Raw genomic sequence first — 24,491 nt, 5'->3', positions numbered from 1 at the left:
CCGCGAGTGCGGGCGGTGATCCTCATCCTGGCGGCGCTGCTGCTCCTTCTCCAGGTGCGCCTGTGGGTGTCCGACGGCGGCTACCGCGCGGCCTGGCGGCTGGACGAGCAGGTGGCGGCCCAGGAGGTGGAGAACGCAGCCTTGCGCGAACGCAACCGCGCGTTGGCGGCCGAGGTCTCCGATCTCAAGACCGGCCTGGACGCGGTGCAGGAGATCGCGCGCAGTGAACTGGGCATGATCCGCGAGGGCGAGACCCTGTTCCAGGTCGTCGAGCTCGAGGAAGCATCGCTCGACGCCGTGTCCGGGGGGCGCTGATGGCGCGCGCCTGGGCCGTCGTGCCCGCCGCCGGCAGCGGGCGCAGGATGGGCGCAGCGACCGCCAAGCAGTACCTGCCGCTGCGCGGACGGCCCCTGCTCGCTCACTCCCTGGCCCCGTTGCTGAGCTGCTCGCGCATCGACGCGGTGGTGCTCGTCATCGCGGCCGGGGACAGGCGCTGGCAGGAGGCCGTCTCCCCCGGGCCGCGGATCCTCACCGCGCCGGGCGGTGTCGAGCGCTGCCACTCCGTGCTCAGCGGCCTCGAAGCGCTCGCTGACCGCGCGGCGGAGGACGACTGGGTGCTGGTGCACGACGCGGCGCGTCCCTGCCTTTCGTCAGCGGATCTCGAGTCCTTGTTCGCGGAGATCGGCAACGACCCGGTCGGCGGGCTGCTGGCGTTGCCGCTGGCGGATACCCTCAAGCAGGCGGATGATGAACACCGCGTCGTGGGAACTGTCCCGCGCGAGAAGTTGTGGCGCGCGCTGACGCCGCAGATGTTTCGCTACGGGCTGTTGCGCCGGGCGCTGGCCGATGCTGTCGAGGCCGGTGAGCCCGTCACCGACGAGGCCGCGGCGATGGAGCGGGCCGGGCATCGCCCGGCACTGGTGGCGGGTTCAGGCGCGAACCTCAAGGTGACCACGCCGGAAGACCTGGCGCTGGCCGACGCGGTGCTGCGGTCCCGCGAGGAGAAATGATGCGCATAGGCCATGGATTCGACGTTCACGCCTTCGGGGAGGGCGACGTGGTGCACGTCGGTGGCGTGGCCATCCCGCACGAGCGCGGCGTGGTGGCGCATTCCGACGGTGACGTTGCGCTGCACGCGCTGTGCGACGCGCTGCTCGGCGCCGCCGGGCTGGGCGACATCGGCGGCATGTTCCCGGACACCGACGCGCAATGGAAAGGCGCGGACAGCCGCGACCTGCTGCGCGCCGTGGTTGCGCGTGTCGCGGAGCACGGCCTGCGCGTCGCCAACGCGGATGTCACCATCGTCGCGCAGGCGCCGCGCATGGCGGCGCACATCCCGCAGATGCGCGAGCGCATCGCCGCCGACCTCGCCATCGCCGCGGCGCGCGTCAACGTCAAGGCGACCACCACTGAACGTCTCGGCTACATCGGGCGCGGTGAAGGCCTGGCGGCGCATGCCGTGGCACTGCTCGAGGAAGCCTCCTGAGCCAGCCAGCCTTCGATCCCTGGCGTGATTTGCCGTTCGCCTTCGGCGGCCCGGCCGGCAAAGGCCGTATTCGTGCGGAGCCCGCGGATTTCGTCGTCACCGAGGAGCTCAGCTTCGCCCTGAAAGGTGAGGGCGAGCATCTCTTCCTGCGGCTGCGCGAGACGGGCTGCAACACGGCCTGGGTGGCGGGGCAGCTCGCGCGCTGGGCCGGGCGGCCGCGCCACGACGTCGGCTACGCCGGCCTCAAGGACCGCCATGCCGTCACTGAGCAGTGGTTCAGCGTGCTTTGTCCCGGTGGCCGGCATCCGGATCCCGCCGCGCTCATGATCGAGGGCGTGGAATTGCTCGAATGGCGGTCGCACGACCGCAAGCTCAAGCGCGGCGCGCTGCGCGGGAACACTTTTCGCCTGCGTGTCACCGGGCTGGAAGCCGACCCGGGCCTGCTCGAGCCGCGCCTGCGGGCGATCGCGACGCGCGGCGTGCCCAATGCCTTCGGCCCGCAGCGCTTCGGTCGCGAGCAGGGCAACCTGCGCCTTGCAGAGCGCTGGTTCAGCGGCGAGCTGCGCCCACGGCGTGACGAGCGCGGATTCGCCCTGTCGGCGGCGCGTTCGCTGATCTTCAACGCGGTCCTCGCCGCGCGCATATCAGCGGGTAGCTGGGAGACAGCGGCAGCGGGCGACCCCGTGCAGCTCGACGGCAGCGGCAGCTGGTTCATCGCCGAGGCCGGCGACGACGCGTTGCCTGCCCGTCTCGCGGCGCTGGACGTGCATCCCACGGGTCCGCTTTGGGGCCAGGGCGAACCGCCCGGCCACGGCCCCGGCGCCGAACTCGAGCGCGTCGTCGCCGCCCGCTTCCCGCTATTCGCCGCGGGACTCGCGGCGCACGGGCTGGAGCAGGAGCGGCGGTCGCTGCGCCTGCGCGTGGCAGAGCTCGCGTGGCGCACCGAGGACGATGTCCTCGAGCTGTCTTTCAGCCTGCCCGCCGGGGCGTTCGCCACGGCCGTGCTGCGCGAGCTGCTCGACGTCGACTGATCGCCCCGGCGATCCCCCCGCCATCCCTGACCGCGACAGCGACCGCGCACGCCTCCCGCTTGGCTCAGATGCCTGCGCGCGAGGCGTGCACGGCCGCTGCCACTGTGTCGTGGTCGGGATAATGACAAAGGCGCACAGTCGGCGCCTATGCCTCGGCCGACACGCGCGAGGCGGACCGCCAGGGCTTTGGGTCAGTGAGGTCCGACGGCCACCGTCGTGGCGATGGCAGGAATCCGAGTGAACCCGCGAAGCAGGGGCGCGGACTCGTCATGTTCACTCGCAGGCATCTGAGCCAAGAGGGAACATGACGAGGTCGCGGCCCAGCCCCCGGAGCCCTCGCCGAACTGACTGTCAGCCGAGCAGGCCGTCAGCCGAGCAGGACGTAGACAGCGCCCGTGCCGCCGTCCACCGGCCGCGCCGAGCAATAAGCCAGCACGTCCTCGCGCAGCTGCAGCCAGCGCCCGATCTTGCGCTTGATGACCGGCCCGCCGTGGCCCGAGCGCTTGCCCTTGCCGTGGATCACGCGCACGCAGCGGAAGTTGAGGCGGCCGGCCTCGGCGAGGAACTCGTACAGCGCGGCGCGGGCTTCCGCTGCGGTGAGGCCGTGCAGATCGATCTCGTCGCGCACGCTGATCTCGCCGCGGCGCAGCTTGCGGAACAGCGGCAAGCCAACCTGCGGGCGGCGAAAGCCCAGGTGCTCACCGGTCTCGCCTTCGGCTTCCGGATCGGCGGCCAGGCTCTCTGCGAGCACCTCGGCCTCGTCACGGCGGCGGAAACGGGCGCGCGGCGGGGGCGTCGGGCGCGCCGGGGGCTCTTCGCGGCCTGCGATGGGCCGGACGTCCTCGACGGCCTTGCGGAACAGCTCGCGGTCGTCGTCTGAGGGGCTCATCGCTGGTTCCTCCCGTGGCTCGCCGGTATAGTAACTGCCATCTTCCGGGGCCGGTTGTCCACCCTTGAGAATCCTGCTTGCAAATGACGACGGTTATCGCGCCGAGGGCCTGCGCTGTCTCGCAGAGCACCTGCGCGACCTCGCCGACATCGTCATCGTCGCGCCCGAGCGCAACTGCAGCGGCGCCAGCAATTCGCTGACGCTGGAGCAGCCGCTGCGCCTCACCGAGGTCGGGCCTGACTTTTACTTCGTCAACGGCACGCCGACGGATTGCGTCCACCTGGCCCTCACCGGCCTGCTGGACGAGGAGCCCGACATGGTGATCTCGGGTATCAACGACGGCGCCAACCTGGGCGACGACGTGATCTACTCGGGCACCGTGGCGGCCGCCATGGAGGGTCGGTTCCTCGGCCTGCCGACCATCGCCATTTCCCTGGTGTGGGGCAAGCACCGTCATTTCGACACGGCCGGGCGGGTGGCCCGGCGCCTGGTACAACAGGCGCTGGAACGTGAGCTGCCGCCGCAGACCATCCTCAACGTCAACGTGCCGGATGTCGCCTGGGAAGAGCTGGACGGCTTCGAGGCGACACGCCTCGGCTACCGCCACAAGGCGGAGCCGGTGATCCGCAGCACCGACCCGCGCGGTCGCCCGCTGTACTGGGTGGGTTTCGCCGGCCCCGGCCAGGATGCGGGACCGGGCACCGATTTTCACGCCATCGAGTCGGGCCGGGTGGCGGTGACACCGCTGAAGGTGGATCTCACGCGGCACGAGCACGTCGAGAAAATCGCGGACTGGCTCGGGAGAGACGGCGGGTGAACGACCGCCTGGACCACCACGGCATCGGCATGACCTCGGCCCGCACGCGCGACCGGCTGGTGCAGCGCCTGAAGGAGCAGGGCATCTCTGACCATCGCGTGCTGGAGCAGATCCGCAGCGTGCCGCGCCACCTGTTCGTCGACGAGGCCCTGGCCAGTCGCGCCTACGAGGACACGGCGCTGCCGATCGGGCTGGGGCAGACCATATCGCAGCCCTGGGTGGTCGCGCGCATGACCGAGGCCATCGTGGCCGAGCCGACGCCGGAGAAGGTGCTGGAGATCGGCACCGGCTGCGGCTACCAGACCGCGGTGCTGGCCGGCATCGTGCCGCAGGTCTACAGCATCGAGCGCCTCGCGCCGCTGGTCAGGCGTGCACGCCCCCTGCTGCGCTCGCTGGACCTCTACAACGTCCATCTGCGCCATGGGGACGGCTTCGAGGGCTGGAAGCGTCATGCGCCTTTTGGCGGCATTCTCGTCACTGCGGCCCCGGACCAGGTGCCGCAGGCGTTGCTCGAGCAGCTGGACGAGGACGGCGGCCGGATGGTGATTCCGGTCGGGCCCCGCGGCCGCCAGGAGTTGCTGGAAATCACCCGTCACGGCGACCAGTACGAGCGGCGCAGCCTTGGGCTGGTGAGTTTCGTGCCTTTGCTCGGCGGTACCGCCTGATGCGCCTGTTCGGGCCGCTGTACGACCGCGTGCTGCGCTGGGCGGCGCATCCCAAGGCACCGTGGTATCTCGGCGGGCTGAGCTTTGCCGAGTCCAGCTTTTTCCCCATTCCGCCTGACGTGATGCTGGCGCCGATGGCGCTGGCGCGGCCCGACCGTGCCTGGCGCCTGGCCCTGCTGACGACGCTCACCTCGGTAGCCGGCGGCTTGTTGGGTTATGCAATTGGCTACTTCGCGTTGGAAGCCATCGAGCCCTGGCTGGTTTCCGCCGGTTACTGGGAAGGCTACCTGCAGGCCCGGGACTGGTTTGAGACCTGGGGTTTCTGGGCCGTCCTGGCGGCGGGTTTCTCGCCCATTCCCTACAAGATGTTCACCGTGGCGGCCGGCGCGCTCGCCATGTTCCTGCCGGCCTTCGTGCTGGCATCCATCGTCGGGCGGGGCGGACGATTCTTTCTCGTCGCCGGGCTGATCCGCTGGGGCGGGGCGCCAATGGAGCAGAAGCTGCGCCACAACGTCGAGTTCCTCGGCTGGCTGCTCGTCGCGCTGCTGTTGCTGGCGTGGTTCATCGTGCAGGCGTGACCTGGCGCTGGCTGCTCGTGGCCGCGCTGATCGTCTCGGCCGGCTGCGCCGAACTGACGCGCTGGGATCCTTATCCTCCCCAGCAGAGCGTCGCCGACAGGCCGGACGTCCACGTGGTGCAGCGGGGCGACACGCTGTTCCAGATCGCTTTCCGTTACCGGCTGGACTGGCGCGAGGTGGCGCGCTGGAACGGCATCACCGATGCCAACCGCATTTATCCCGGCCAGCACATTCGCCTGAAGCCGGCGCGCGGCGGCACGGGGCCGGTCGTGAGAACCGCGCCACCGCAGCGAGCGGGCGACGCTGCGCCGCCGCGAGTCACCACGGTGCCGCCGCGGCAGGGCGCCAACCAGCCTGCGCCGCAATGGCGCTGGCCGGCACAGGGAGCGATGGTCTGGCGCTTCGGCGAGAGCCGTCGGAATCCGACCGGGATCGGTATTGCGGGACGGGACGGCCTGGAAATTCTTGCTGCAGCGGACGGCCAGGTGGTCTACAGCGGTAGTGGACTGATCGGTTACGGCCAGCTTATTATCCTGAAGCACAACGATTCGTATCTCAGCGCCTACGGTTACAACCAGTCGCTGAGAGTCGCGGAGGGGGACCAGGTGAAATCCGGACAGGTCATCGCCCTGATGGGGCGAGGTCCCGGCGACCGTCCCCTGCTGCACTTCGAGATCAGGCGGGACGGCAAGCCGATCGATCCGGTCGTTTATTTGCCGGTCCGGCAGGGTCCCTGAAACGGGTTCCGATCAAGCACTGGGGCGACATGGGCAAGAAGCGCGACAAGGACGAAGGTCGCAGTCCCGACGTCGACGAGGCGCCGGAAATCGACACGGACGAGCCGGAACTTGCCGCCGTCGAGGACGGGGCTTTCGGGGACGACGCCGTGGTCGATGAGCCCGATGCCGATGCCGATGCCGATGCCGATCCCGATGCCGCTGCGTCCACTGCACCCCATGCCCGCCACGCAGACGGCGAAGCCCCCGACGCGACCCGCCTGTATCTCTCGGAGATCGGCTTCTCTCCCCTGTTGACCGCCGAGGAAGAGGTGTACTTCGCGCGCCGTGCGCGGTCCGGTGACGAGGCGGCGCGCAAGCGCATGATCGAGAGCAACCTGCGCCTGGTGGTGAAGATCAGCCGGCGCTACATGAACCGCGGCCTGCCGCTGCTGGACCTGGTCGAGGAAGGCAACCTCGGCCTGATCCATGCGGTGAAGAAGTTCGATCCGGAGAAAGGCTTTCGCTTCTCGACCTATGCAACCTGGTGGATCCGGCAGGCCATCGAGCGCGGGTTGATGAACCAGACCCGCACCATCCGGCTGCCGATTCACGTGCTCAAGGAGATCAACGTCTACCTGCGCACCGCACGACGCCTGACGCAGGAGCTGGACCGCGACCCGACGGCCGAGGAGATCGCGGCGGCGCTGGACTGCGAGCCGGACGACGTGTCGCGTGCGCTCGGTCTCAATGATCGGCAGGTCACCAGCGCCAACGTGCAGGGGCGGGACGGCGAGCGCAACCTGCTCGACCTGTTGCCCGGCGCGGAAGAGATGGAGCCCGCCAACCTGGCGCAGCTCGACGACGTGCACATGGTGCTGGAGCACTGGCTTGAGCGCCTCAGCGACAAGCAGCGTGCGGTGGTGGAGCGGCGTTTCGGGCTGCACGGCTGCGAGCGGCTCACGCTGGAGCAGGTGGGAGAGGAGATCGGCGTGACCCGCGAGCGGGTACGGCAAATCCAGCTCGACGCGCTCGCGCGGCTGCGCAGCATCATGGAGAGCCACGGCCTGTCCCTGGACACGCTGCTGGACTGAAGGGGCCGGCGCCACGCGCGGCCCGTTGCAGGACGCTCAGGGCAGGATGATCGCGGCCACCACCGCCCGCTCTTCGCCAGCCAGCACGTTGTAGGTGCGACAGGCGGCCGCAGTATCCATCACTTCCAGGCCGATGCCTTTAGCGGCGAGTTCCGCGAACAGCGCGCGCGCCGGGAACTGGATGCGGGCGCCCGTGCCGAGCACCAGGATCTCCGGTTCCAGCGCCAGCGCCGGCGCCAGTGCCGCCAGGTCGAGGGTGGCGGCGTCGCTCACTGCCCAGCGGCGCAGGAGTTCGCCGGGGCTGATGATGAAGCTGGCGTCCAGGACGTCTTCGCCCACCTGGATGCCCGCGGGCCCGATGCGGGTGACGAGATTGGCGCCGGGCCGGCTGTCGAGTGTCAGTCGCATCCGGTTACGATAATGGATCTGCTCCCGAGCTCAAGACGTAACGACATCGTGCCCACCCGGTCCACCCTTTTTCTCCCCGGCCTGGAGACGGTCGCGCAGCAGGACGCGCCGCGCCTGCCGGCGCTCGAACGCTTGCTGGCGCGCGCGCGGTCGCGCCCGGGCGGATGCTGCTGGGCGCTGCTGGCGGCGCAGGCGGGCGGCGACCTGGGGCGCTGGCCGGTCGGCCCGGTCAGCGCGCTGGCTGATCTCGGCGCGGCCGCGTCTGCTTGCCTGCGGGTGGAGCCGCTGGGCATGGACGCCGAGCAGCGCGGGGCGTTCCGCCTGCGGGCGCCAGCGCTGGCCCTGACCTCGGCAGAGGCGCAGGCGCTTGCAGCAGGCTTCAACGCAGCTTTCGCCGCTGACGGCGTGCGGCTGCAGGTGGCCACGCCGGTGCGCTGGTACCTCTGGCAGGAGAGCGCAGGCGTGCCCTGGCGCGGCTTTGCGACGCCGTCGCTGTTGCTCGACCCGGCGCATCGGCCGGCGCCGCCGGAGCCCGCGCTGAGAAAGCTGTTGTCGGAGGCGGAAATGCTGTTCTTCGCGCACCCTGTGAATGCAGCGCGGCGTGAGCAGGGCCTGCCACTGGTGGCCGGGCTGCACCCCTGGGGCGGCGGGCGGCTTGAGCTGCCCGCGCGCGCAGCGGTCGAGGTGCCGGCCGTCCCCGGAGCGGGCGAGCCGTATCTCGCGGGATTACGCCGTCTCGGCGTCGTGCCGCTGCAGTCGGGCGCGCGCGACGAGGCACCAACCTGGGCGCTGGCGCCCGAAGCATTCCAGGTCGAGGCGCTGGCACGGATCGATCGCGAGGTCATTGCACCGCTGCTCGCACGGCTGAGGCGCAGCCCCGGGATGCGCCTGCGCCTTGCCACGGGTCGCGCCACGCATGAACTCGGCGCAGCCGGCCTGCTGCAGTTCTGGCGGCGTCCGCGCCACTGGGCGCTGGCGTGCTGACCCGGCCCATCCGCCGCCGCGACGTCGATGCCGCCGCGCTGGCGGCGCTGGCGGGTTCGCCGCCGGTGCTGGCGCGCCTGTACGCCGCGCGCGGCGTGCGCGCTGCGGCGGAGCTCGATCTCGGGCTCGGCGGATTGGCCCCGGTCGGCAGCCTCGAGGGTGTCGAAGCGGCGGCCGCGCTGCTCGCCGGGCACGTCGCGCGCGGTTCGCGCATCCTGGTGATCGGTGACTTCGACGCCGACGGCGCCACCAGCACCGCGCTGCTGGTGCGCGTGCTGCGCGCACTCGGCGCCGCTGTGTCCTACCTCGTGCCCGATCGCTTCGTGCACGGCTACGGCCTCAGCACGGCACTGGTGCGCGATGCCGAGCAGCACGCGCCAGCGCTGCTGGTCACGGTCGACAGCGGCATCAATTGCCACGCCGGCGTGGCGCTGGCACGCGAACTCGGCATGGAAGTGCTGGTCACGGACCACCACCTGCCGGGCGAAACGCTGCCGGCGGCCACGGCCATCGTCAATCCGGCGCTGCCGGGACAGGCGTTCCCCAGCCGCTGCCTGGCCGGGGTGGGCGTGGCGTTCTACCTGGCCGCGGCGCTGGCGCGCCAGCTCGGCGCCGACAAGGGCCTGGTGCCCGGCCTGCTGGATCTCGTCGCGCTGGGCACGGTGGCCGACCTGGTGCCGCTGGACCGCAACAACCGCATCCTGGTCGAGCACGGGCTGCGCCGTATCCGGGCCGGCGCCTGCTGTCCGGGCGTGACCGCGTTGCTGCGCGCCGGCAACCGCGACCCGCGCACCGTCGTGACGACCGACCTGGCCTTTGCCGCCGGGCCGCGCCTGAACGCCGCCGGGCGGCTGGACGACATGTCCGTGGGCATCGAGTGCCTGCTCAGCGACGACCCCGGACGTGCGGAGGAGCTGGCCATGCTGCTGTCGAGCCTGAACGAGGAGCGCAAGCAGATCGAGGCGCAGATGCAGCAGGAGGCGTTGCGCGCCGTGGCCGGGCTGGAGCCCGCGGCGGGCCGCCTGCCGCCGGTGCTGTGCGTGCACCGGGCCGGCTGGCACAGCGGCGTGGTCGGACTGGTGGCGGCACGCCTCAAGGAGCGCTATCACCGGCCCGTCGTGGCCTTCGCGGCAGACGACAGCGGCATGCTCAAGGGCTCTGCGCGCTCGGTGCCCGGGCTGCACATCCGCGATGCCCTGGCGGATGTCGATGCCACGCATCCCGGGCTGATGGAGCGCTTCGGCGGCCATGCCATGGCGGCCGGGCTGACGCTGGCCCCGGCCGGGCTGGACGATTTCCGTGCGGCGCTGGCCGCGGCTGTGGCTGCGCGACTGGAACCCGGGCTGCTGGACGGGGAGATCGTTTCCGACGGCGAACTGCCGGAAGAGGCACTGGGCCTGGCCACCGCTGAGCTGCTGCGCGATGCCGCGCCGTGGGGGCAGGGGTTTCCTGAGCCGCTGTTCGATGGCTGCTTCGAGCTGCTCGATGCGCGCACGGTGGGTCTTGACCATCTCAAGATGCGGGTTCGCCCGGCGGGCGGGCGGCGCATCATGGATGCCATTGCGTTCCGCCAGGCGGACCGTCTCGGCAACGCGCGACCGGCGCGCCTGCGCCTCGCGTATCGCCTCGACGTGAACGAGTACAACGGTCTCAGGTCCGCGCAGCTGGTGGTCGAATACCTCGAGCCCGCCTGAGCCGCACCGCCCGCTCGCGGCCGCCGTCAGCTGCAGGCTGCGTGGTAGAATTCGCGTTTGCCCTGAGCAGCGAAAACACTCATCGCCATGGAAACCGCGCAGCTTCGCCAGCAACTGAACGACCTCGCCGACAGGGCCGATGCCCTGAGGAGGTACCTTTGACTACCCGGGCAAGAAAGAGCGGCTCGAGGAAGTCATGCGCGAGCTTGAGAACCCCGACGTCTGGAGCAAGCCGGAGCAGGCCCAGGCCCTGGGTCGGGAACGCGCCCAGCTCGAGGGTGTAGTCGCCGTCCTCGACCAGATTTCGCGCGGCGTGAACGACGGCCGCGACCTGCTCGAGATGGCCATCGAGGAAGGGGACGAAGATACCGTCGCCGGCATCGCCGCCGACGCCGATTCGCTGGAAAAAAAAGTCGGCGACCTTGAGTTCCGGCGCATGTTCTCCGGCGCCATGGACGAACACAACGCCTTCGTCGACATCAATGCGGGGCAGGGTGGCACCGAGGCCCAGGACTGGGCGGAAATGCTGCTCAGGATGTACCTGCGCTGGATGGAGGCGCACGGCTTCCAGGCCGAGATCATCGAGGCCTCGGAGGGCGAGGTCGCCGGCATCAAGAGCGCCACGGTCCATGTCACCGGTCCCTATGCCTACGGCTGGCTGCGCACCGAGACCGGCATTCACCGCCTGGTGCGCAAGTCGCCGTTCGATTCCGGCAACCGGCGCCACACCAGCTTCGCCGGCGTGTTCGTCTCGCCCGAGGTGGACGACGAGGTCGACATCGAGATCAACCCCGCCGACCTGCGCATCGACGTCTACCGCGCCAGCGGCGCCGGTGGCCAGCACGTCAACCGCACCGAGTCCGCCGTGCGCATCACGCACGGGCCCAGCGGCATCGTGGTGCAGTGCCAGAGCGACCGCAGCCAGCACAAGAACAAGGCCACGGCCATGAAGCAGCTCAAGGCCAAGCTCTACGAGAAGGAAATGCAGGAGCGGCGCGCCGAGGCCCAGGCGCTGGAAGAGACCAAGGCCGACATCGGCTGGGGCAGCCAGATCCGCAGCTACGTGCTCGACCAGTCCCGCATCAAGGACCTGCGCACCGGCGTCGAGGTCGGCAACACCCAGGCCGTGCTCAACGGCGACCTGGACCAGTTCATCGAGGCGAGCCTGAAGCAAGGCCTCTGACCGCACGGGGAATCGACATGTCCGAACAGCCAGAGCACGCCCTGATCGCCGAGCGTCGCCGCAAGCTCGAGGCGCAGCGCAGCACGGGCGAGGCGTACGCCAACGACTACCGTCGCAACAGCTGCGCCGGCGACCTGCAGGACGCGTTCGGCACGCTCGACCAGGAGAAGCTGGAAGCGGAAGGGATAGAGGTCGCGGTGGCCGGACGAATGATGGCCAAGCGCGTCATGGGCAAGGCCAGCTTCGCGCGCCTCGAGGACATGAGCGGCGCCATCCAGCTGTTCTTCGAACGCGATGCGCTGCCCGCGGGCCTGTACCAGGACTTCAAGACCTGGGACCTGGGCGACCTGGTGGGCGCGGAGGGGACGCTTTTCAAGACCAAGACAGGCGAGCTGACCGTGCGCGTGCGCCGCGCCCGCATGGTGGCGAAATGCCTGCGCCCGCTGCCGGAGAAGTACCACGGCCTGGCGGACACCGAGACGCGCTATCGCCAGCGCTACCTCGATCTGGTCATGAACGCCGACAGCCGCCGCGTGTTCCGGCTGCGTTCGCAGATGGTGAGCTTCATGCGCAGTTATCTCGACGCGCGCGGCTTCCTCGAGGTCGAGACGCCGATGATGCAGCCCATCCCCGGCGGCGCCAACGCGCGTCCCTTCGTGACGCACCACAACGCGCTCGATATCGACATGTACCTGCGCATTGCGCCCGAGTTGTATCTCAAGCGCCTCGTGGTGGGCGGCTTCGAGCGCGTGTACGAGATCAACCGCAACTTCCGCAACGAGGGGCTGTCGACGCGGCACAACCCCGAGTTCACCATGCTCGAGCTGTACCAGGCCTGGGTCGACCAGGTGGCGATGATGGACATCGCCGAAGACTTGTTGCGCACCATGGCGGACGCCGTGCTCGGCACGACGCAGCTGAGCTGGCAGGGTGTCGAGGTCGACCTCGCGCCCGCGTTCAGGCGCGTTGGACTGGAGGACCTGGTGGCGGAGGCCAATCCGGAGCTTGATCCAGCGCGTGCCCGGGATGCGGATTACCTGCGCGAGTATCTGGAACGTTTCGACGCCCATACCGAGCCCGGCTGGGGCGCCGGCAAGCTGCTGCTCGAGTTGTTCGAACATACCGTCGAGGCCGACCTGCAGCAGCCGACCTTCGTCACCGGCTATCCGCTGGAAGTCTCCCCGCTGGCGCGGACCAACGACGACGATCCCTTCCTCACCGACCGTTTCGAGCTGTTCGTCGGCGGGCGTGAGCTTGCCAACGGCTTCTCCGAGCTGAACGACCCCGAGGAGCAGGCCAGGCGCTTTCGCGCCCAGGTGGAGCAAAAGACCGCGGGCGACGAGGAAGCCATGTTCTACGACGCGGACTACGTGCGCGCGCTGGAATACGGCATGCCACCGGCGGGCGGGCTCGGCGTCGGCGTGGACAGGCTCGTCATGCTGTTCGCGGACCAGCCGTCGATTCGCGATGTGCTGCTGTTCCCGCACCTGCGGCCGGAGGCCGATCCGGACTGACCGCGTGCCCCCGGCCGCGCGACGGCCCGCCCAGACCGCCGTGTGGCCCCCGCCCTGACCGCGCGGCCGGACCGCACGATGCCCCTCTCGCTCAGGAAATCTTTATATCGCTCGATGGGCATCGTGCGTCCCGACCGCGCTGCCTTTGAGGTTCGTCAGCGTCGCAAGCGCACCGGGGCCGCGATGGCTTGGCCGGTACGACCGGTATCAGCGCTATGGCTGTATGGCCGCTTGCCCGCGGCCGGCGGCGCAGGTCGGTGTCCGCGCGGAATGCTTGGGCGGAACTGCGATGGCGCGGCGGTAGCCAAGCCACGTCTGGCACATCGCCGGCCGGCTAGCCTGGGAGCCTGACCGAGCGTTACTGCACCCGGCTCGGCTGGACCCGTGGCGGGGCAGCGGGGTCGGGACGTCATCGCCCTGTCGAGCGAGATAAAGATTTCCGAGGGAGACAGGGCGATGACGGTCCGGCCCCGCGGGCAGGTCTGAAAGCGTGCACGACCGGGGCAGGTCAGCCCTCCGGCTCGGCGACCACGACCATCACGAGCGACTCGCCGTTCAGCGGCACCGCGCGCACGACCTTGCCGGCGGGCTCGTCCAGCACGGCGCCGGGCGCCGGCGGCGGCCCGGGCAGGCGGAACACCTGGGCGCGGCGCTTGACGCGGCCGAGGTGGTGCGCCCGGGCGACGATCTCCTGGCCGGGATAGCAGCCCTTGGTGAAGCTGATCGCACCGATGCGGTCGAGGTTGAGCATCTGCGCCACGAACTCACCGCTGGTCTCGGGATAGACCTCGGGCAGGCCGGCTTCGAGTTCGGCGCGTTCCCATGCGGCCAAGGCGGTGGCGTCGTCGGCGACCTGCTCGGGCGGCACTTCGCCCGCGACCAGCCAGCCGGCCGCGCCGGGCAGGCGCAGGGCGCTGCGGCGGCCGGTGACGATGGCGGGGAGCGCGCCGGCGGACACTGGACCGCCCGACTCGGGATGACTGGTCTCGGGCAATGACATGCCCGGGCCCAGCAGCGTCGCCAGCGCCTCCGCGGAGACGCCGTAAACGGCGGGCCCGGCCTCGATGGTGACGCGGGCGCGCAGCACGAACATGCGCATGCGTTGCGCGACGGTCGCCAGGAGCCCGGCGTGCATGACCAGCAGGAATCCTTCCGCATGCGGCAGCACGCGCAGGAACGCCAGCACGCGGCCCTTCGGGTCATGCCAGCCCGACAGCTGGCCGCTCGTGTCCGTCACCAGGGCGAGGTCCGAGGAAAGCTGGTTCTGCAGGAAGCTGCGGGCATCGTCGCCGCGGACGACGAGGCTTCCGAGCATGGGCAGGGTGCAGGCGGGAGAGGTCATCGGCACTGGGCTCCAGGGGTTCCGGCGAACGTGGAATTCTACCGCGCGTTCACGCGGCGCTGGCCTGTTGTTGCGGTGCATGGCAAAATCCTCAGTCATGTCCGAGCAGGCCAAAGACAACCCTGGCAGTCCCGACAGCGAAGCGGCCGAGGCCGGCGTGGATCCTGTGTCCGAAACCGCCGCCAGGCCGCTGCCGAAAGAAATCGGGGGACGCGAGGGCCCGGAGCCGGTGCGTTACGGCGACTGGGAAAAGAACGGCCGTTGCATAGACTTCTGACACTTTCGCGGCGCGTTCGTCCCTCGACGGTGCGCCGTTCCATGGTTCGCATGACCAAGCGCTCGTCCTGCCAAGGAGGACCTGGCCCATGACTGCCGGCAAGAGGCCCCTTTCGCCGCACCTGCAGATCTACCGTCCGCAGATCACCTCGGTGCTGTCCATTTCCCATCGCTTCACGGGCGCGGCGCTCGCCGCCGGACTGCTGCTGCTGGTCTACTGGCTGGCGGCGCTGGCGGCCGGCGAGTCGGCGTATGCCGCGGCGCTGGGGGTGCTCGGCGCCTGGCCGGTGAAGATCGTGCTGTTCCTCGGCGTGTTCGCCTTCTTCTACCACTTGTGCAATGGCATCCGGCACCTGTGGTGGGATTCGGGCCGGGGCTTCGAGATTGCGCAGGTCTACCGTTCGGGTTGGATCGTGCTCGTCGCCGCGGCTGCGCTCACGCTGATTGCCTGGGGCCTGTTGCTGTCCGGAGGTGGGGCATGAGCCTGCGCACTCCACTCGGCCGCGCCATCGGCCTGGGGCCGGCCGGCGACGGCACGTCGCAGTGGTGGCAGCAGCGCGTCACGGCCGTGGCGCTGGCGCTGCTCGGCCTGTGGTTCGCCTTTTCGCTGCTCGGCGCTGATCTCGGCGATCGCGCCGCGCTGGTGGCCTGGATCGCCCGCCCGCTGAACGCCGCGCTTTTGGTGCTGCTGGTGCTGACCGCGGCCTGGCATTCGCAGCTCGGCACGCGCGTCATCGCAGAAGACTACGTGCACGGCGCGTTGAAGGTGCCGCTGCTGATGGCGCTCCAGTTCGTCCATGCCATTGCGGCGGCGGTGGGCGTGGTGGCGGTGCTGCAGATCGCCCTCGGAGGACGCTGAAGATGACGAGCGCATACAAGATCGTTGACCACAGCTACGACGTGGTCGTGGTGGGCGCCGGCGGCGCCGGGCTGCGCGCCACCTTCGGGCTGGCGGAGCAGGGCCTGCGCACGGCCTGCGTGACCAAGGTGTTCCCGACCCGCAGCCACACCGTGGCGGCGCAGGGCGGCATCAGCGCCGCGCTGGGCAACATGGGCGACGACGACTGGCGCTGGCACATGTACGACACCGTGAAAGGGTCGGACTGGCTCGGCGACCAGGACGCCATCGAGTACATGTGCAAGGAGGCGCCGGACGCCGTCATCGAGCTGGAGCACTACGGCGTGCCGTTCTCGCGCACCGAGGAAGGCAAGATCTACCAGCGGCCCTTCGGCGGCATGACCACGCGCTTCGGCGAGGGCCCGCCGGCGCAGCGCACCTGCGCCGCGGCCGACCGCACCGGCCACGCCATGCTCCACACCCTGTACCAGCAGTCGCTCAAGCACCAGGCGCAGTTCTTCATCGAGTATTTCGCCCTCGACCTGATCATGGACCAGGAGGGCGCCTGCCGCGGCGTCATGGCGTGGAACCTCGAGACCGGCGACCTGCACCGCTTCCGCGCCCACACGGTGATCCTCGCCACCGGGGGTTACGGCCGCGCCTACTTCTCCTGCACCTCGGCGCACACCTGCACGGGCGACGGCAACGCCATGGTGCTGCGCGCCGGCCTGCCGCTGCAGGACATGGAGTTCGTGCAGTTCCACCCCACCGGGATCTACGGCGCCGGCTGCCTCATCACCGAGGGCGTGCGCGGCGAGGGCGGCTACCTGACCAACAACGAGGGCGAGCGCTTCATGGAGCGCTACGCCCCCAATGCCAAGGACCTGGCCTCGCGCGACGTGGTGAGCCGCTCCATGACCATCGAGATCCGCGAGGGCCGCGGGGTCGGCGAGCACAGGGACCACATCCACCTGCACCTGGAGCACCTCGGTCCGGAGGTGATCCACGAGCGCCTGCCGGGCATCGCCGAGACGGCGCGCATCTTCGCCGGCGTCGACGTGACCAAGGAGCCGATCCCGGTGCTGCCCACGGTGCACTACAACATGGGCGGCATCCCGGCGAACTACCACGGCGAGGTGGTGACGCTGAAGGACGGCGATCCCGAGCACGTGGTGCCCGGGCTCATGGCGGTGGGCGAGGCGGCCTGCGTGTCGGTGCACGGCGCCAACCGGCTGGGCTCCAACTCGCTGCTCGACCTGGTGGTGTTCGGCCGCGCCGCGGCCAAGCGCTGCGGCGCCACGCTCAAGCCCGGCACGCGCCATGCGCCGCTGCCGGCGGACGCGGGCGAAGCCACCATCGCGCGGCTCGACCGGCTGCGCTACGCCGACGGCGAGCGACCCACGGCAGAGATCCGCCTCGAGATGCAGCGTGCCATGCAGGAGCATGCCGCCGTGTTCCGCACCGGCGAGGTGCTGGCCGAGGGCGTGGAGAAGCTGAAGAAAATCGCCGCATCTTTCGCCGACGTGAAGGTCGCCGACCGCTCCATGGTGTTCAACACCGACCTGGTGGAGACCCTCGAGTTGGACAACCTGCTCGGCCAGGCGCTGGTCACCATCGTCTCTGCCGAGAACCGCAAGGAGAGTCGCGGGGCGCACGCGCGCGAGGACTACGCCGAGCGCGACGACGGCGAGTGGATGAAGCACACCCTGGCCTGGCGCACGGCGACGGCCGAGGTGAAGCTCGATTACCGCCCGGTGCACCAGCAGACGCTCACCAGCGACGCGGACCCGATCCCGCCCAAGGCGCGGACCTACTGAGGGAGATGAGCTGACATGGCTGAATTCAGGCTGCCGGCCAACTCGAAGATTCGCCCGGGCAAGCAGTTCCAGGCATCCGCGGACGCGAAGCAGGTGAAGCGCTTCGTGGTCTATCGCTACGACCCGGACAGCGGCGAGAACCCGCGCATGGACACCTACGAGGTGGACACCGAGCGCTGCGGGCCGATGGTTCTCGACGCGCTCATCAAGATCAAGAACGAGATCGATCCCACGCTCACTTTCCGCCGCTCCTGCCGCGAGGGGATCTGCGGCAGCTGCGCCATGAACATCGACGGCACCAACACCCTGGCCTGCACCAAGGCCATCGACGAGGTGGGCGGCGACGTCAAGGTCTACCCGCTGCCGCACATGCCGGTGGTCAAGGACCTGGTGCCGGATTTGAGCAACTTCTACGCCCAGTACGCCTCCATCAAGCCCTGGATCCAGACGCGCACGCCGGCGCCGCCCGACAGCGAGCGGCTGCAGTCCAAGGCCGACCAGGAAAAGATCAACGAGCCCTCGGCCTGCATCCTGTGCGCCTGCTGCTCCACCGCGTGCCCGAGCTACTGGTGGAACAGCGACCGCTACCTCGGCCCGGCCGCGCTGCTGGCGGCGTATCGCTGGATCGTGGACAGCCGCGACGAGGCCACCGGCGAGCGCCTCGACGCGCTGCAGGATCCCTTCAAGCTGTACCGCTGCCACACCATCATGAACTGCACGCGGACCTGCCCGAAGGGCCTCAACCCCGCCAAGGCCATCGCCGAGATCAAGCTCAAGCTCGCCGAGCGGCAGCATTAAGCGCGGTTTCCCCCGGAAATCACGCATGACCTCGCCCTCTTCGGCAGGCAACATCACTCCCGCCGAGCTCGGCCGGCTGCGCTGGCGCTGCCGGCGCGGCATGCGCGAGCTCGACGTGTTGCTGATGCGTTACCTGGAGCGTGACTGGCCGCAGGCCGGCGCGGCCCAGCGTGCGGCCTTCGCGGACCTGCTGGAGTGGCAGGACCCGGAGATCAACGCGCTGCTGGTCGGTCGCCTGGCGCCGGACACAGAGGCCCTGGCGAGTGTCCTTGAGTGCCTACGACGAGCTGATTGAGTTCCGCCCCGGCGCCTCGCGGGCGCTGGCCTCCTGGCTGGCCGCCGGCCATTTCCTCGCCGGCGTGGCGATCCTGGTGTCGGCGTTGCCGGCGTGGTGCCTGCTCCTCCTGCCGCTGTCCCTGTGCTGCGCCCTGCGGCATGCGCTCCGCCCGTGCGGGCGCGGGGTGCGCGGGCTCGCCTGGCGCGCTGACACGGGCTGGGCGCGCCTCGGCATAGGGGATATCCGAGACAGCATGGAACTACGGGGCACTTCCGTGGTCACAAAATCCGCAGTGTTCATGCATTTTGATCTTGGCGGCGCCGCGTGGCGCGTGTTGCTGCCCAGAGACGCGCTGACTACGGACGAATGGCGACGGATGAGAGTCATTACAGCTTTGCACGAAGGACGCGATAGAATGCCGGCAGCATTAACGCCGGCATTCCGAGGTGCGCGCCCGAATGGGCACCAAGAGCAGCGACCAGCTGCTGGTCGAAAGGGTCCAGCAGGGTGACAAGGCGGCGTTCGACATTCTCGTCGGCAAGTACCAGCACAAGATCGTCAAGCTGGTGGGCCGCTATGTGCGCGACCCCGACGAGGCGCTGGACGTCGCGCAGGAGGCCTTCATCAAGGCGTACCGCGCGCTCGCCTCTTTCCGCGGCGACAGCGCCTTCTACACCTGGCTGTACCGCATCGCCATCAACACTGCGAAGAACCAGCTGGCTGCGAACAAGCGGCGGGCGGACGACATCGGGCTGGACCTGCAGGACCCGGACCAGTACGAGCTCCACGGCCGCCTGCGCGAGGAAGACACGCCCGAGGGCATTGCCCTGTCCGAGGAGATTCGCGGCACCGTCAACGACGCCATCGAAGCCCTGCCGGAGGACCTCCGGACAGCCATCGTGCTGCGCGAGGTCGAGGGCATGAGCTACGAGGAGATCGCGGGTGCGATGGAGTGCCCGGTAGGGACGGTGCGCTCGCGCATCTTCCGCGCCCGCGAGGCGATAGACAAACGACTGAAGCCCCTGCTCGAGCCGGGGAAATAAGGGAATGATGATATGAACGCGCAAGAGCAGCTTTCTGCACTGCTGGACGGTGAGCTCCCGGAGGCCGAGGTGCCGATGGCGGTGCGACGGTTGGCGCGCGACCCCGCGTTGCGCGACGCCACCCTGCGCTACAGCCTGATCGGCGATGCCTTGCGCGGTGAGCTCCCGGCCGGGCGTCCCGCAGGGCTGGTCGAGCGAGTGCGTGCCGAGATCGATGCCGGGGTGTCTTCGGAGCCTGTGCGCCGCAGCGGGAACGCGGGCCGCCTGGCCGCCGGGTTCGCGGTCGCTGCGTCGGTGGCGCTGGTCGCGCTGGTCGCCCTGCCCGGCGGGCAGGAAGAGCTGCCGCCGCCCAATTTTTCCGCGACCGAGGTAGCGTCTCCGGCGCCGGAGCAGCGCACGATGATCCAGCCGGTGTACACGCGTGCAGCCGGCGGCGGCCCGGACCGCCTGACGCGTTACTACGTCAATCACAGCGAGTACGCGCCGGCGATGAGCGGGCGCGGCACGCTCACGCGCATCATTGTCATCCAGCCGGAATCCGCCCTGGGCCAGGAGCCGGAGCCGGACCGCGAGGCTGTCCCAGCTGAGGAGGGTGGCAAGCCGCAATGACCCGGTCTCAGCTTCGGCCGACGCTGTTCGCCTCCCTGCTGTGTGTCCTGCCCGCGACGGGGTTCGCCGGCGAGGCGCGCGAGTTGCTGTCGCGCATGGAGAACGCGGTCGAGTCCCTCAGCTACGAGGGCACCTTCGTGCACATGGTGGGCAACCGCATCGAGACCATGCACGTGATCCACCGCGCCGTGGACGGACAGATTGCGGAGCGGCTGTACTCGCGCGACCAGCCGGGCCGGGAGATCCTGCGCCAGAACGGCAAGGTGACCTGCATCTTCGCCGACCAGCAGACAGTGCTGGTGGAGCGCAGGAGCAGCCGGCACGGCGCCCCCCTGCTGGGCGCACTGCTGGAGAGTTCCAGCGACATCGAGCAATGGTATGCCTTCGAGCTGGCGGGTGAGGAGAGCAAGCTCGGCCGCAATGCCAGCATCATCGAGATCCGCCCCCAGGACGACTTCCGTTATGGTCATCGCCTCTGGATCGACCAGCTGACGGCCATCCCGCTCAAGGTGCAACTGCTGGACCCCGCCGGGCTTACGGTGGAACAAATCCAGTTCGTGAGCATCGTGGTGCCGGCCGAGATCCCGGACGCGCGGCTGCAGCCTGATGTCCAGGTGGACGGGTTCACCTGGTTCGAGCAGGGCGCCCCGGCGCAAGATCCCGCAGCGGCCGGGGCGGCGTGGCGCGTGGCTGATCCGCCGCCCGGCTTCACGCTGAGTGAGTCGCGGGTGCGCACGTTGCCCGGCGGCGACCACCCGGTGGAGCATCTCGTCTACTCCGACGGACTCGCCTCGGTGTCGCTGTTCGTGGAGCCGGTTGATGCCGCCGACGGCGAACTCGCCGGACTGTCGCGCATGGGTGCCGCCCACGCCTTCACGCTGGTCATCGAGGGACGGCAGGTGACGGCCGTGGGCGAGGTGCCGCCCAAGACTGTCGAGCGCATGGCGCGTTCGCTGCGTGCGGCGGAGGCGACGCGGAATTGATCACGGAGACCGGCCGGGTGCTGCAGGTCGAGGGCGAATGGGCCCTGGTCGCCTGCCGCCGCCAGGTCGAGTGCGCCCGCTGCGCTGCAGGCCGCGGCTGCGGCGGCGGCGTGCTCGGCAAGCTGCTCGGTGACCGGCTGCACCAGGTGCGGGCCGCGACCGGCGCCGTGCCCGTGACGCCCGGAGACCGCGTGCTGATCGGATTGAGCGAGGATGCCGTGCTGCGGGCGGCGGCAGCGGTCTACCTGGTGCCGCTGCTGGCCGCGCTGGCCGGCGGCGTGGCGCTGGGCCTGGTCCTGCCCGGGGGAGAACTCGGCGCGGTGGCCGGGGCAGGGCTCGGGCTGGTCCTCGGCCTGCGCTGGGCGCGGGGCTATGGCGAGCGCCATGGTGCGGACGCGACCCTGCAGCCGGTGGTGCTGGGGCTGAGCGACGGCGAGCGCTGCGCGGGCGGCGAGGCATGACGCGCGACGGCCTGGTGATCTACAGCCGGCGCGACTGCGGCTTGTGCGAGCAGATGGAGGCCGCGGTGCGCGAGGTCGCGGGGCCGGACACGCGCATCAGCCTGGTCGACATCGACGACGTGCCGGCGCTGGTCGAGCGGTTCGGCCGCGACGTCCCGGTGCTGTGTCTCGACGGCGAGGTGGTGTGCAAGCATTTCCTCGATGCCGAGCGCCTCAGGTCGGCGCTGGGCGCCGGCTAGCTAGCGCTGCCGGGGCCGCGGACCGGTATAATGCCCGGCCGGCACGTAGCCGGCATGCTGCGTGCTCCCATGGACCTCATCCGAAACTTCTCCATCATCGCCCACATCGATCACGGCAAGTCCACGCTGGCCGACCGGTTCATACAGGTCTGCGGCGGGCTGGCCGATCGGGAGATGGCGGCCCAGGTGCTGGACTCCATGGACATCGAGCGCGAGCGCGGGATCACCATCAAGGCCCAGGCCGTCACGCTGCGCTACCAGGCGCGCGACGGGCGCGAGTACCAGCTCAACATCATCGACACGCCGGGACACGTCGATTTCTCCTACGAGGTGTCGCGCTCGCTGGCGGCCTGCGAGGGCGCGATCCTGATCGTGGACGCGGCGCAGGGCGTCGAGGCCCAGAGCGTGGCGAACTGCTACACCGCCGTCGAGGCCGGGCTCGAGGTGATCCCGGTGATCAACAAGATCGACCTGCCTTCCGCTGAGCCGGAAAAAGTGAAGGCCGAGATCGAGGAGATCATCGGCATTGAGGCCCACGAGGCGGTGCTGACCAGCGCCAAGACCGGGCAGGGCGTGGAAGACGTCCTCGAGGCCATCATCCAGCGCATCCCGCCCCCGGCCGGCAACCCGGAGGGCCCGCTGCAGGCGCTGATCATCGACTCCTGGTTCGACAACTACGTCGGCGTGGTGTCGCTCGTCCGCGTCATGAACGGCGTGCTCGAGAAGGGCGCCCGTATCCGGGTCATGTCCACCGGTCGCGCCCACAACGCAGACCGCGTGGGCATCTTCACGCCCAAGCGGACCGACGGCGAGCGCCTCGGGACCGGCCAGGTCGGCTTCCTCATCGCGGGCATCAAGGAAATCGACGGCGCGCCGGTGGGCGATACCGTCACGCTGGACAACGCGCCGTGCCCGAAGCCGTGGCCCGGCTTCAAGCAGGTGCAGCCGCGCGTGTTCGCCGGCCTGTTTCCCATCAACTCCGAGGACTACGAGGATTTCCGCGAGGCGCTGCACAAGCTGCGGCTGAACGACGCCGCGCTGCATTTCGAGCCGGAGACTTCGACCGCGCTGGGCTTCGGCTTCCGCTGCGGCTTCCTCGGCATGCTCCACATGGAAATCGTGCAGGAACGGCTGGAGCGCGAATACAAGCTGAACCTGATCACCACCGCCCCGACGGTGGTCTACCAGGTGCTGCAGACCGACGGCACGCTCCTGGAAGTGGACAACCCGTCGCGCCTCCCCGGCAGCAACCTCGTGGCCGAGATTCGGGAGCCGATCATCACCGCCAGCATTCTCGTGCCGCATGAGCACGTCGGCGCAGTGATCAAGCTGTGCATCGAGAAACGCGGCGTACAGAAGCGCATGCATTACACCGGCAGCCAGGTGCAGGTCGAGTACGAGCTGCCGCTCTCCGAGGTGGTGCTGGACTTCTTCGACCGGCTCAAGTCCTGCAGCCGGGGCTATGCCTCCTTCGACTATCGCTTCGAACGCTACCAGGCGGCGCCGCTGACCAAGCTCGACATCCTCGTCAACGGTGACCGGGTCGACGCCCTGTCCGTGATCGTGCACCGCGAGAGCGCGTACCGGCGCGGGCGCGAGGTGGTGGAGAAGATGCGCGAGCTCATCCCGCGGCAGATGTTCGAGGTCGCCATCCAGGCCGCTATCGGCGGCCAGGTGATCGCGCGCAGCAGCGTGAAAGCGCTGCGCAAGAACGTCACGGCCAAGTGCTATGGTGGCGACATCACGCGCAAGCGCAAGCTGCTGGAGAAGCAGAAAGAAGGCAAGCGGCGCATGAAGCAGGTCGGCAACGTGGAGATTCCCCAGGAGGCCTTCCTCTCGGTCTTGCAGGTGGAACGCAAATAGCGAATACTTCGCGCGAACTATAGAGGACAAGCATTGGATTTCTCTCTTATTTTAGTTCTGCTGACTTTTGCCATGGGCTTCATTTGGGCGCTCGACGTGGCCCTGCTCAGGCGCCAGCGCGCGACGGCTGCGGCAGCGGCGGGCGAGGGTGCGGAGCCGCCCCGGGAGCCGGCGCTGGTCGAGTTCAGCCGCTCGTTCTTCCCCGTCGTGCTGGCGGTGCTGCTGATCCGCTCTTTCCTCTACGAACCCTTCCGGATTCCTTCGAGCTCGATGATGCCGACCCTGCGGGTGGGCGATTTCATCTTCGTCAGCAAGTTCAGCTACGGGCTGCGGCTGCCGGTGCTGAACACCGAGATCCTGGCGCTGGGTCGGCCGCAGCGGGGGGACGTCACCGTGTTCCGCCTGCCGTCCGACCCGGGGACCAATTACATCAAGCGGGTGGTGGGGACCCCGGGCGACGTGGTCTCGATGCGCAACAAGCAGCTGATGATCAACGGCGAGCCGGTGCCGCTGGAGTTCACCGGCGAAGCCCTCGAGGTCGAATGCGGCGGCTTCTGGTTCGACGCCCGCGTGGCGTACGAGACGCTCGGCGGGGACCGCCACATGGTGTTCCTCGGTGAGCAGCGCGACCGTGCCAGCCCTTTCCTCGACCGGCCGGTGCCACAGGGCCAGTACCTGGTGATGGGGGATAATCGCGACTGCAGCCGTGACGGGCGTATTATCGGCTACATTCCGGCCGAGAACCTGGTGGGGCGCGCAGTGCGCATCTGGATGAACTGGGACGCGGAAGCCGGCGGTCCGTTGTGGCACCGTATCGGCGACCGCATAGAATGAGTCGACCTGGACACGGCCGCGCCGCCGGCCGCGACGTCATGCGAGGGGGATA

At 69.5% G+C, this 24,491-nt stretch carries 30 protein-coding genes; 27 read left to right on the top strand and 3 right to left on the bottom strand.

The window, feature by feature from the left end; genetic code table 11:
* Window positions 1-6 precede the first annotated feature (6 nt).
* The 4 genes from ftsB to truD are packed head-to-tail and all read left to right on the top strand — an operon-like array spanning window position 7 to window position 2,517.
* On the top strand, window positions 7-315 hold the full coding sequence (gene ftsB / locus G8346_RS09890; RefSeq protein ID WP_166050771.1) for a cell division protein FtsB: 309 nt from the start codon (window positions 7-9) through the stop codon (window positions 313-315).
* Window positions 312-1,010 carry a 2-C-methyl-D-erythritol 4-phosphate cytidylyltransferase gene (gene ispD, locus G8346_RS09885; protein ID WP_206202726.1) on the top strand — a complete coding sequence of 233 codons (699 nt, stop codon included), beginning with the start codon at window positions 312-314 and terminating at the stop codon, window positions 1,008-1,010. The genes ftsB and ispD overlap by 4 nt, the downstream gene beginning before the upstream one ends.
* Window positions 1,010-1,486 (top strand): 2-C-methyl-D-erythritol 2,4-cyclodiphosphate synthase, encoded by a 477-nt coding sequence (gene ispF / locus G8346_RS09880; RefSeq protein WP_304940781.1) that lies wholly within the window; start codon window positions 1,010-1,012, stop codon window positions 1,484-1,486. The genes ispD and ispF overlap by 1 nt, the downstream gene beginning before the upstream one ends.
* A 29-nt stretch (window positions 1,487-1,515) precedes the next feature.
* Complete coding sequence (truD, locus tag G8346_RS09875) at window positions 1,516-2,517, top strand: tRNA pseudouridine(13) synthase TruD (RefSeq protein WP_166050765.1); 1,002 nt, start codon at window positions 1,516-1,518, stop codon at window positions 2,515-2,517.
* Between the two features lie 367 nt (window positions 2,518-2,884).
* Here truD and G8346_RS09870 read toward each other — a convergent pair whose 3' ends face one another.
* Window positions 2,885-3,406: a Smr/MutS family protein gene (locus G8346_RS09870; protein WP_166050764.1), complete on the bottom strand. Its 522-nt coding sequence runs from the start codon at window positions 3,404-3,406 to the stop codon at window positions 2,885-2,887.
* 64 nt (window positions 3,407-3,470) lie between these two features.
* On the opposite strand from G8346_RS09870, the gene surE reads away from it, so the two are divergent.
* The 5 genes from surE to rpoS are packed head-to-tail and all read left to right on the top strand — an operon-like array spanning window position 3,471 to window position 7,276.
* Window positions 3,471-4,223: a 5'/3'-nucleotidase SurE gene (surE, locus tag G8346_RS09865; RefSeq protein WP_166050762.1), complete on the top strand. Its 753-nt coding sequence runs from the start codon at window positions 3,471-3,473 to the stop codon at window positions 4,221-4,223.
* Between the two features lie 29 nt (window positions 4,224-4,252).
* Window positions 4,253-4,888, top strand: coding sequence for a protein-L-isoaspartate(D-aspartate) O-methyltransferase (locus G8346_RS09860; protein WP_166051860.1), 636 nt, complete (start codon window positions 4,253-4,255; stop codon window positions 4,886-4,888).
* Window positions 4,888-5,466, top strand: a complete 579-nt coding sequence (locus tag G8346_RS09855; RefSeq protein WP_166050760.1) for a YqaA family protein — start codon at window positions 4,888-4,890, stop codon at window positions 5,464-5,466. The genes G8346_RS09860 and G8346_RS09855 overlap by 1 nt, the downstream gene beginning before the upstream one ends.
* On the top strand, window positions 5,445-6,203 hold the full coding sequence (locus tag G8346_RS09850) for a peptidoglycan DD-metalloendopeptidase family protein (RefSeq protein WP_166050758.1): 759 nt from the start codon (window positions 5,445-5,447) through the stop codon (window positions 6,201-6,203). Before G8346_RS09855 ends, G8346_RS09850 begins: the two co-directional genes overlap by 22 nt.
* Window positions 6,204-6,232: 29 nt before the next feature.
* The gene (rpoS, locus tag G8346_RS09845; protein ID WP_166050756.1) at window positions 6,233-7,276 is read left to right on the top strand and encodes an RNA polymerase sigma factor RpoS; all 1,044 of its coding nucleotides are present in this window, start codon (window positions 6,233-6,235) and stop codon (window positions 7,274-7,276) included.
* A gap of 36 nt (window positions 7,277-7,312) precedes the next feature.
* Here the strand turns inward: rpoS and G8346_RS09840 are convergent, their stop codons facing one another.
* The gene (locus tag G8346_RS09840) at window positions 7,313-7,684 is read right to left on the bottom strand and encodes an Mth938-like domain-containing protein (protein WP_166050754.1); all 372 of its coding nucleotides are present in this window, start codon (window positions 7,682-7,684) and stop codon (window positions 7,313-7,315) included.
* Window positions 7,685-7,696: 12 nt separating this feature from the next.
* On the opposite strand from G8346_RS09840, the gene G8346_RS09835 reads away from it, so the two are divergent.
* From G8346_RS09835 to lysS, 4 genes are all read left to right on the top strand, one after another.
* Window positions 7,697-8,668, top strand: a complete 972-nt coding sequence (locus G8346_RS09835) for a hypothetical protein (protein WP_166050752.1) — start codon at window positions 7,697-7,699, stop codon at window positions 8,666-8,668.
* Window positions 8,662-10,362 (top strand): single-stranded-DNA-specific exonuclease RecJ, encoded by a 1,701-nt coding sequence (recJ, locus tag G8346_RS09830; RefSeq protein ID WP_370520592.1) that lies wholly within the window; start codon window positions 8,662-8,664, stop codon window positions 10,360-10,362. Before G8346_RS09835 ends, recJ begins: the two co-directional genes overlap by 7 nt.
* Window positions 10,363-10,449: 87 nt before the next feature.
* A protein-coding gene (gene prfB / locus G8346_RS09825) for a peptide chain release factor 2 (protein WP_166050750.1) occupies window positions 10,450-11,545 on the top strand; the annotation gives its coding sequence in 2 pieces (ribosomal slippage) (window positions 10,450-10,521 and window positions 10,523-11,545; 1,095 coding nt in all).
* 17 nt (window positions 11,546-11,562) lie between these two features.
* Window positions 11,563-13,059, top strand: a complete 1,497-nt coding sequence (gene lysS / locus G8346_RS09820; protein ID WP_166050748.1) for a lysine--tRNA ligase — start codon at window positions 11,563-11,565, stop codon at window positions 13,057-13,059.
* 508 nt (window positions 13,060-13,567) lie between these two features.
* On the opposite strand, the gene G8346_RS09815 is transcribed toward lysS, so the two are convergent.
* Window positions 13,568-14,401: a folate-binding protein YgfZ gene (locus G8346_RS09815; RefSeq protein WP_166050746.1), complete on the bottom strand. Its 834-nt coding sequence runs from the start codon at window positions 14,399-14,401 to the stop codon at window positions 13,568-13,570.
* A 97-nt stretch (window positions 14,402-14,498) separates the two neighbouring features.
* On the opposite strand from G8346_RS09815, the gene G8346_RS09810 reads away from it, so the two are divergent.
* The 14 genes from G8346_RS09810 (at window position 14,499) to lepB (ending at window position 24,439) form a co-directional block, all read left to right on the top strand.
* Window positions 14,499-14,678 carry a DUF1674 domain-containing protein gene (locus G8346_RS09810; protein WP_166050744.1) on the top strand — a complete coding sequence of 60 codons (180 nt, stop codon included), beginning with the start codon at window positions 14,499-14,501 and terminating at the stop codon, window positions 14,676-14,678.
* An 88-nt stretch (window positions 14,679-14,766) separates the two neighbouring features.
* Window positions 14,767-15,159 (top strand): succinate dehydrogenase, cytochrome b556 subunit, encoded by a 393-nt coding sequence (gene sdhC, locus G8346_RS09805; protein WP_166050742.1) that lies wholly within the window; start codon window positions 14,767-14,769, stop codon window positions 15,157-15,159.
* A complete protein-coding gene (gene sdhD / locus G8346_RS09800) occupies window positions 15,156-15,536 on the top strand; it encodes a succinate dehydrogenase, hydrophobic membrane anchor protein (protein WP_166050740.1) in 381 nt (126 codons plus the stop codon). The genes sdhC and sdhD overlap by 4 nt, the downstream gene beginning before the upstream one ends.
* A 2-nt stretch (window positions 15,537-15,538) precedes the next feature.
* Entirely contained in the window at window positions 15,539-17,332 is a 1,794-nt protein-coding gene (sdhA, locus tag G8346_RS09795) for a succinate dehydrogenase flavoprotein subunit (protein ID WP_166050738.1), read from the top strand.
* 15 nt (window positions 17,333-17,347) lie between these two features.
* The gene (locus G8346_RS09790) at window positions 17,348-18,130 is read left to right on the top strand and encodes a succinate dehydrogenase iron-sulfur subunit (RefSeq protein WP_166050736.1); all 783 of its coding nucleotides are present in this window, start codon (window positions 17,348-17,350) and stop codon (window positions 18,128-18,130) included.
* Between the two features lie 25 nt (window positions 18,131-18,155).
* Complete coding sequence (locus tag G8346_RS09785) at window positions 18,156-18,425, top strand: succinate dehydrogenase assembly factor 2 (RefSeq protein WP_166050734.1); 270 nt, start codon at window positions 18,156-18,158, stop codon at window positions 18,423-18,425.
* Entirely contained in the window at window positions 18,394-18,918 is a 525-nt protein-coding gene (locus tag G8346_RS15140; protein WP_370520590.1) for a protein YgfX, read from the top strand. The genes G8346_RS09785 and G8346_RS15140 overlap by 32 nt, the downstream gene beginning before the upstream one ends.
* Window positions 18,866-19,450, top strand: coding sequence for an RNA polymerase sigma factor RpoE (rpoE, locus tag G8346_RS09780; RefSeq protein WP_166050732.1), 585 nt, complete (start codon window positions 18,866-18,868; stop codon window positions 19,448-19,450). Before G8346_RS15140 ends, rpoE begins: the two co-directional genes overlap by 53 nt.
* 12 nt (window positions 19,451-19,462) lie before the next feature.
* Window positions 19,463-20,059, top strand: coding sequence for a sigma-E factor negative regulatory protein (locus tag G8346_RS09775; protein WP_166050730.1), 597 nt, complete (start codon window positions 19,463-19,465; stop codon window positions 20,057-20,059).
* On the top strand, window positions 20,056-21,042 hold the full coding sequence (locus G8346_RS09770) for a MucB/RseB C-terminal domain-containing protein (RefSeq protein WP_166050728.1): 987 nt from the start codon (window positions 20,056-20,058) through the stop codon (window positions 21,040-21,042). Before G8346_RS09775 ends, G8346_RS09770 begins: the two co-directional genes overlap by 4 nt.
* Entirely contained in the window at window positions 21,039-21,503 is a 465-nt protein-coding gene (locus G8346_RS09765; protein ID WP_166050726.1) for a SoxR reducing system RseC family protein, read from the top strand. Before G8346_RS09770 ends, G8346_RS09765 begins: the two co-directional genes overlap by 4 nt.
* Window positions 21,500-21,742, top strand: coding sequence for a glutaredoxin family protein (locus G8346_RS09760; RefSeq protein ID WP_166050724.1), 243 nt, complete (start codon window positions 21,500-21,502; stop codon window positions 21,740-21,742). Before G8346_RS09765 ends, G8346_RS09760 begins: the two co-directional genes overlap by 4 nt.
* Before the next feature lie 54 nt (window positions 21,743-21,796).
* Entirely contained in the window at window positions 21,797-23,605 is a 1,809-nt protein-coding gene (gene lepA, locus G8346_RS09755) for a translation elongation factor 4 (RefSeq protein ID WP_240901429.1), read from the top strand.
* Window positions 23,606-23,677: 72 nt separating this feature from the next.
* Window positions 23,678-24,439, top strand: a complete 762-nt coding sequence (gene lepB, locus G8346_RS09750; RefSeq protein WP_166050722.1) for a signal peptidase I — start codon at window positions 23,678-23,680, stop codon at window positions 24,437-24,439.
* Window positions 24,440-24,491 lie beyond the last annotated feature (52 nt).

It is taken from the genome of Thioalkalivibrio sp. XN279 (genome assembly GCF_011089885.1).
In the GTDB taxonomy this organism is placed as follows: Bacteria; Pseudomonadota; Gammaproteobacteria; order Steroidobacterales; family XN24; genus XN24.
This window is presented reverse-complemented; position numbering and strand designations above follow the sequence as displayed.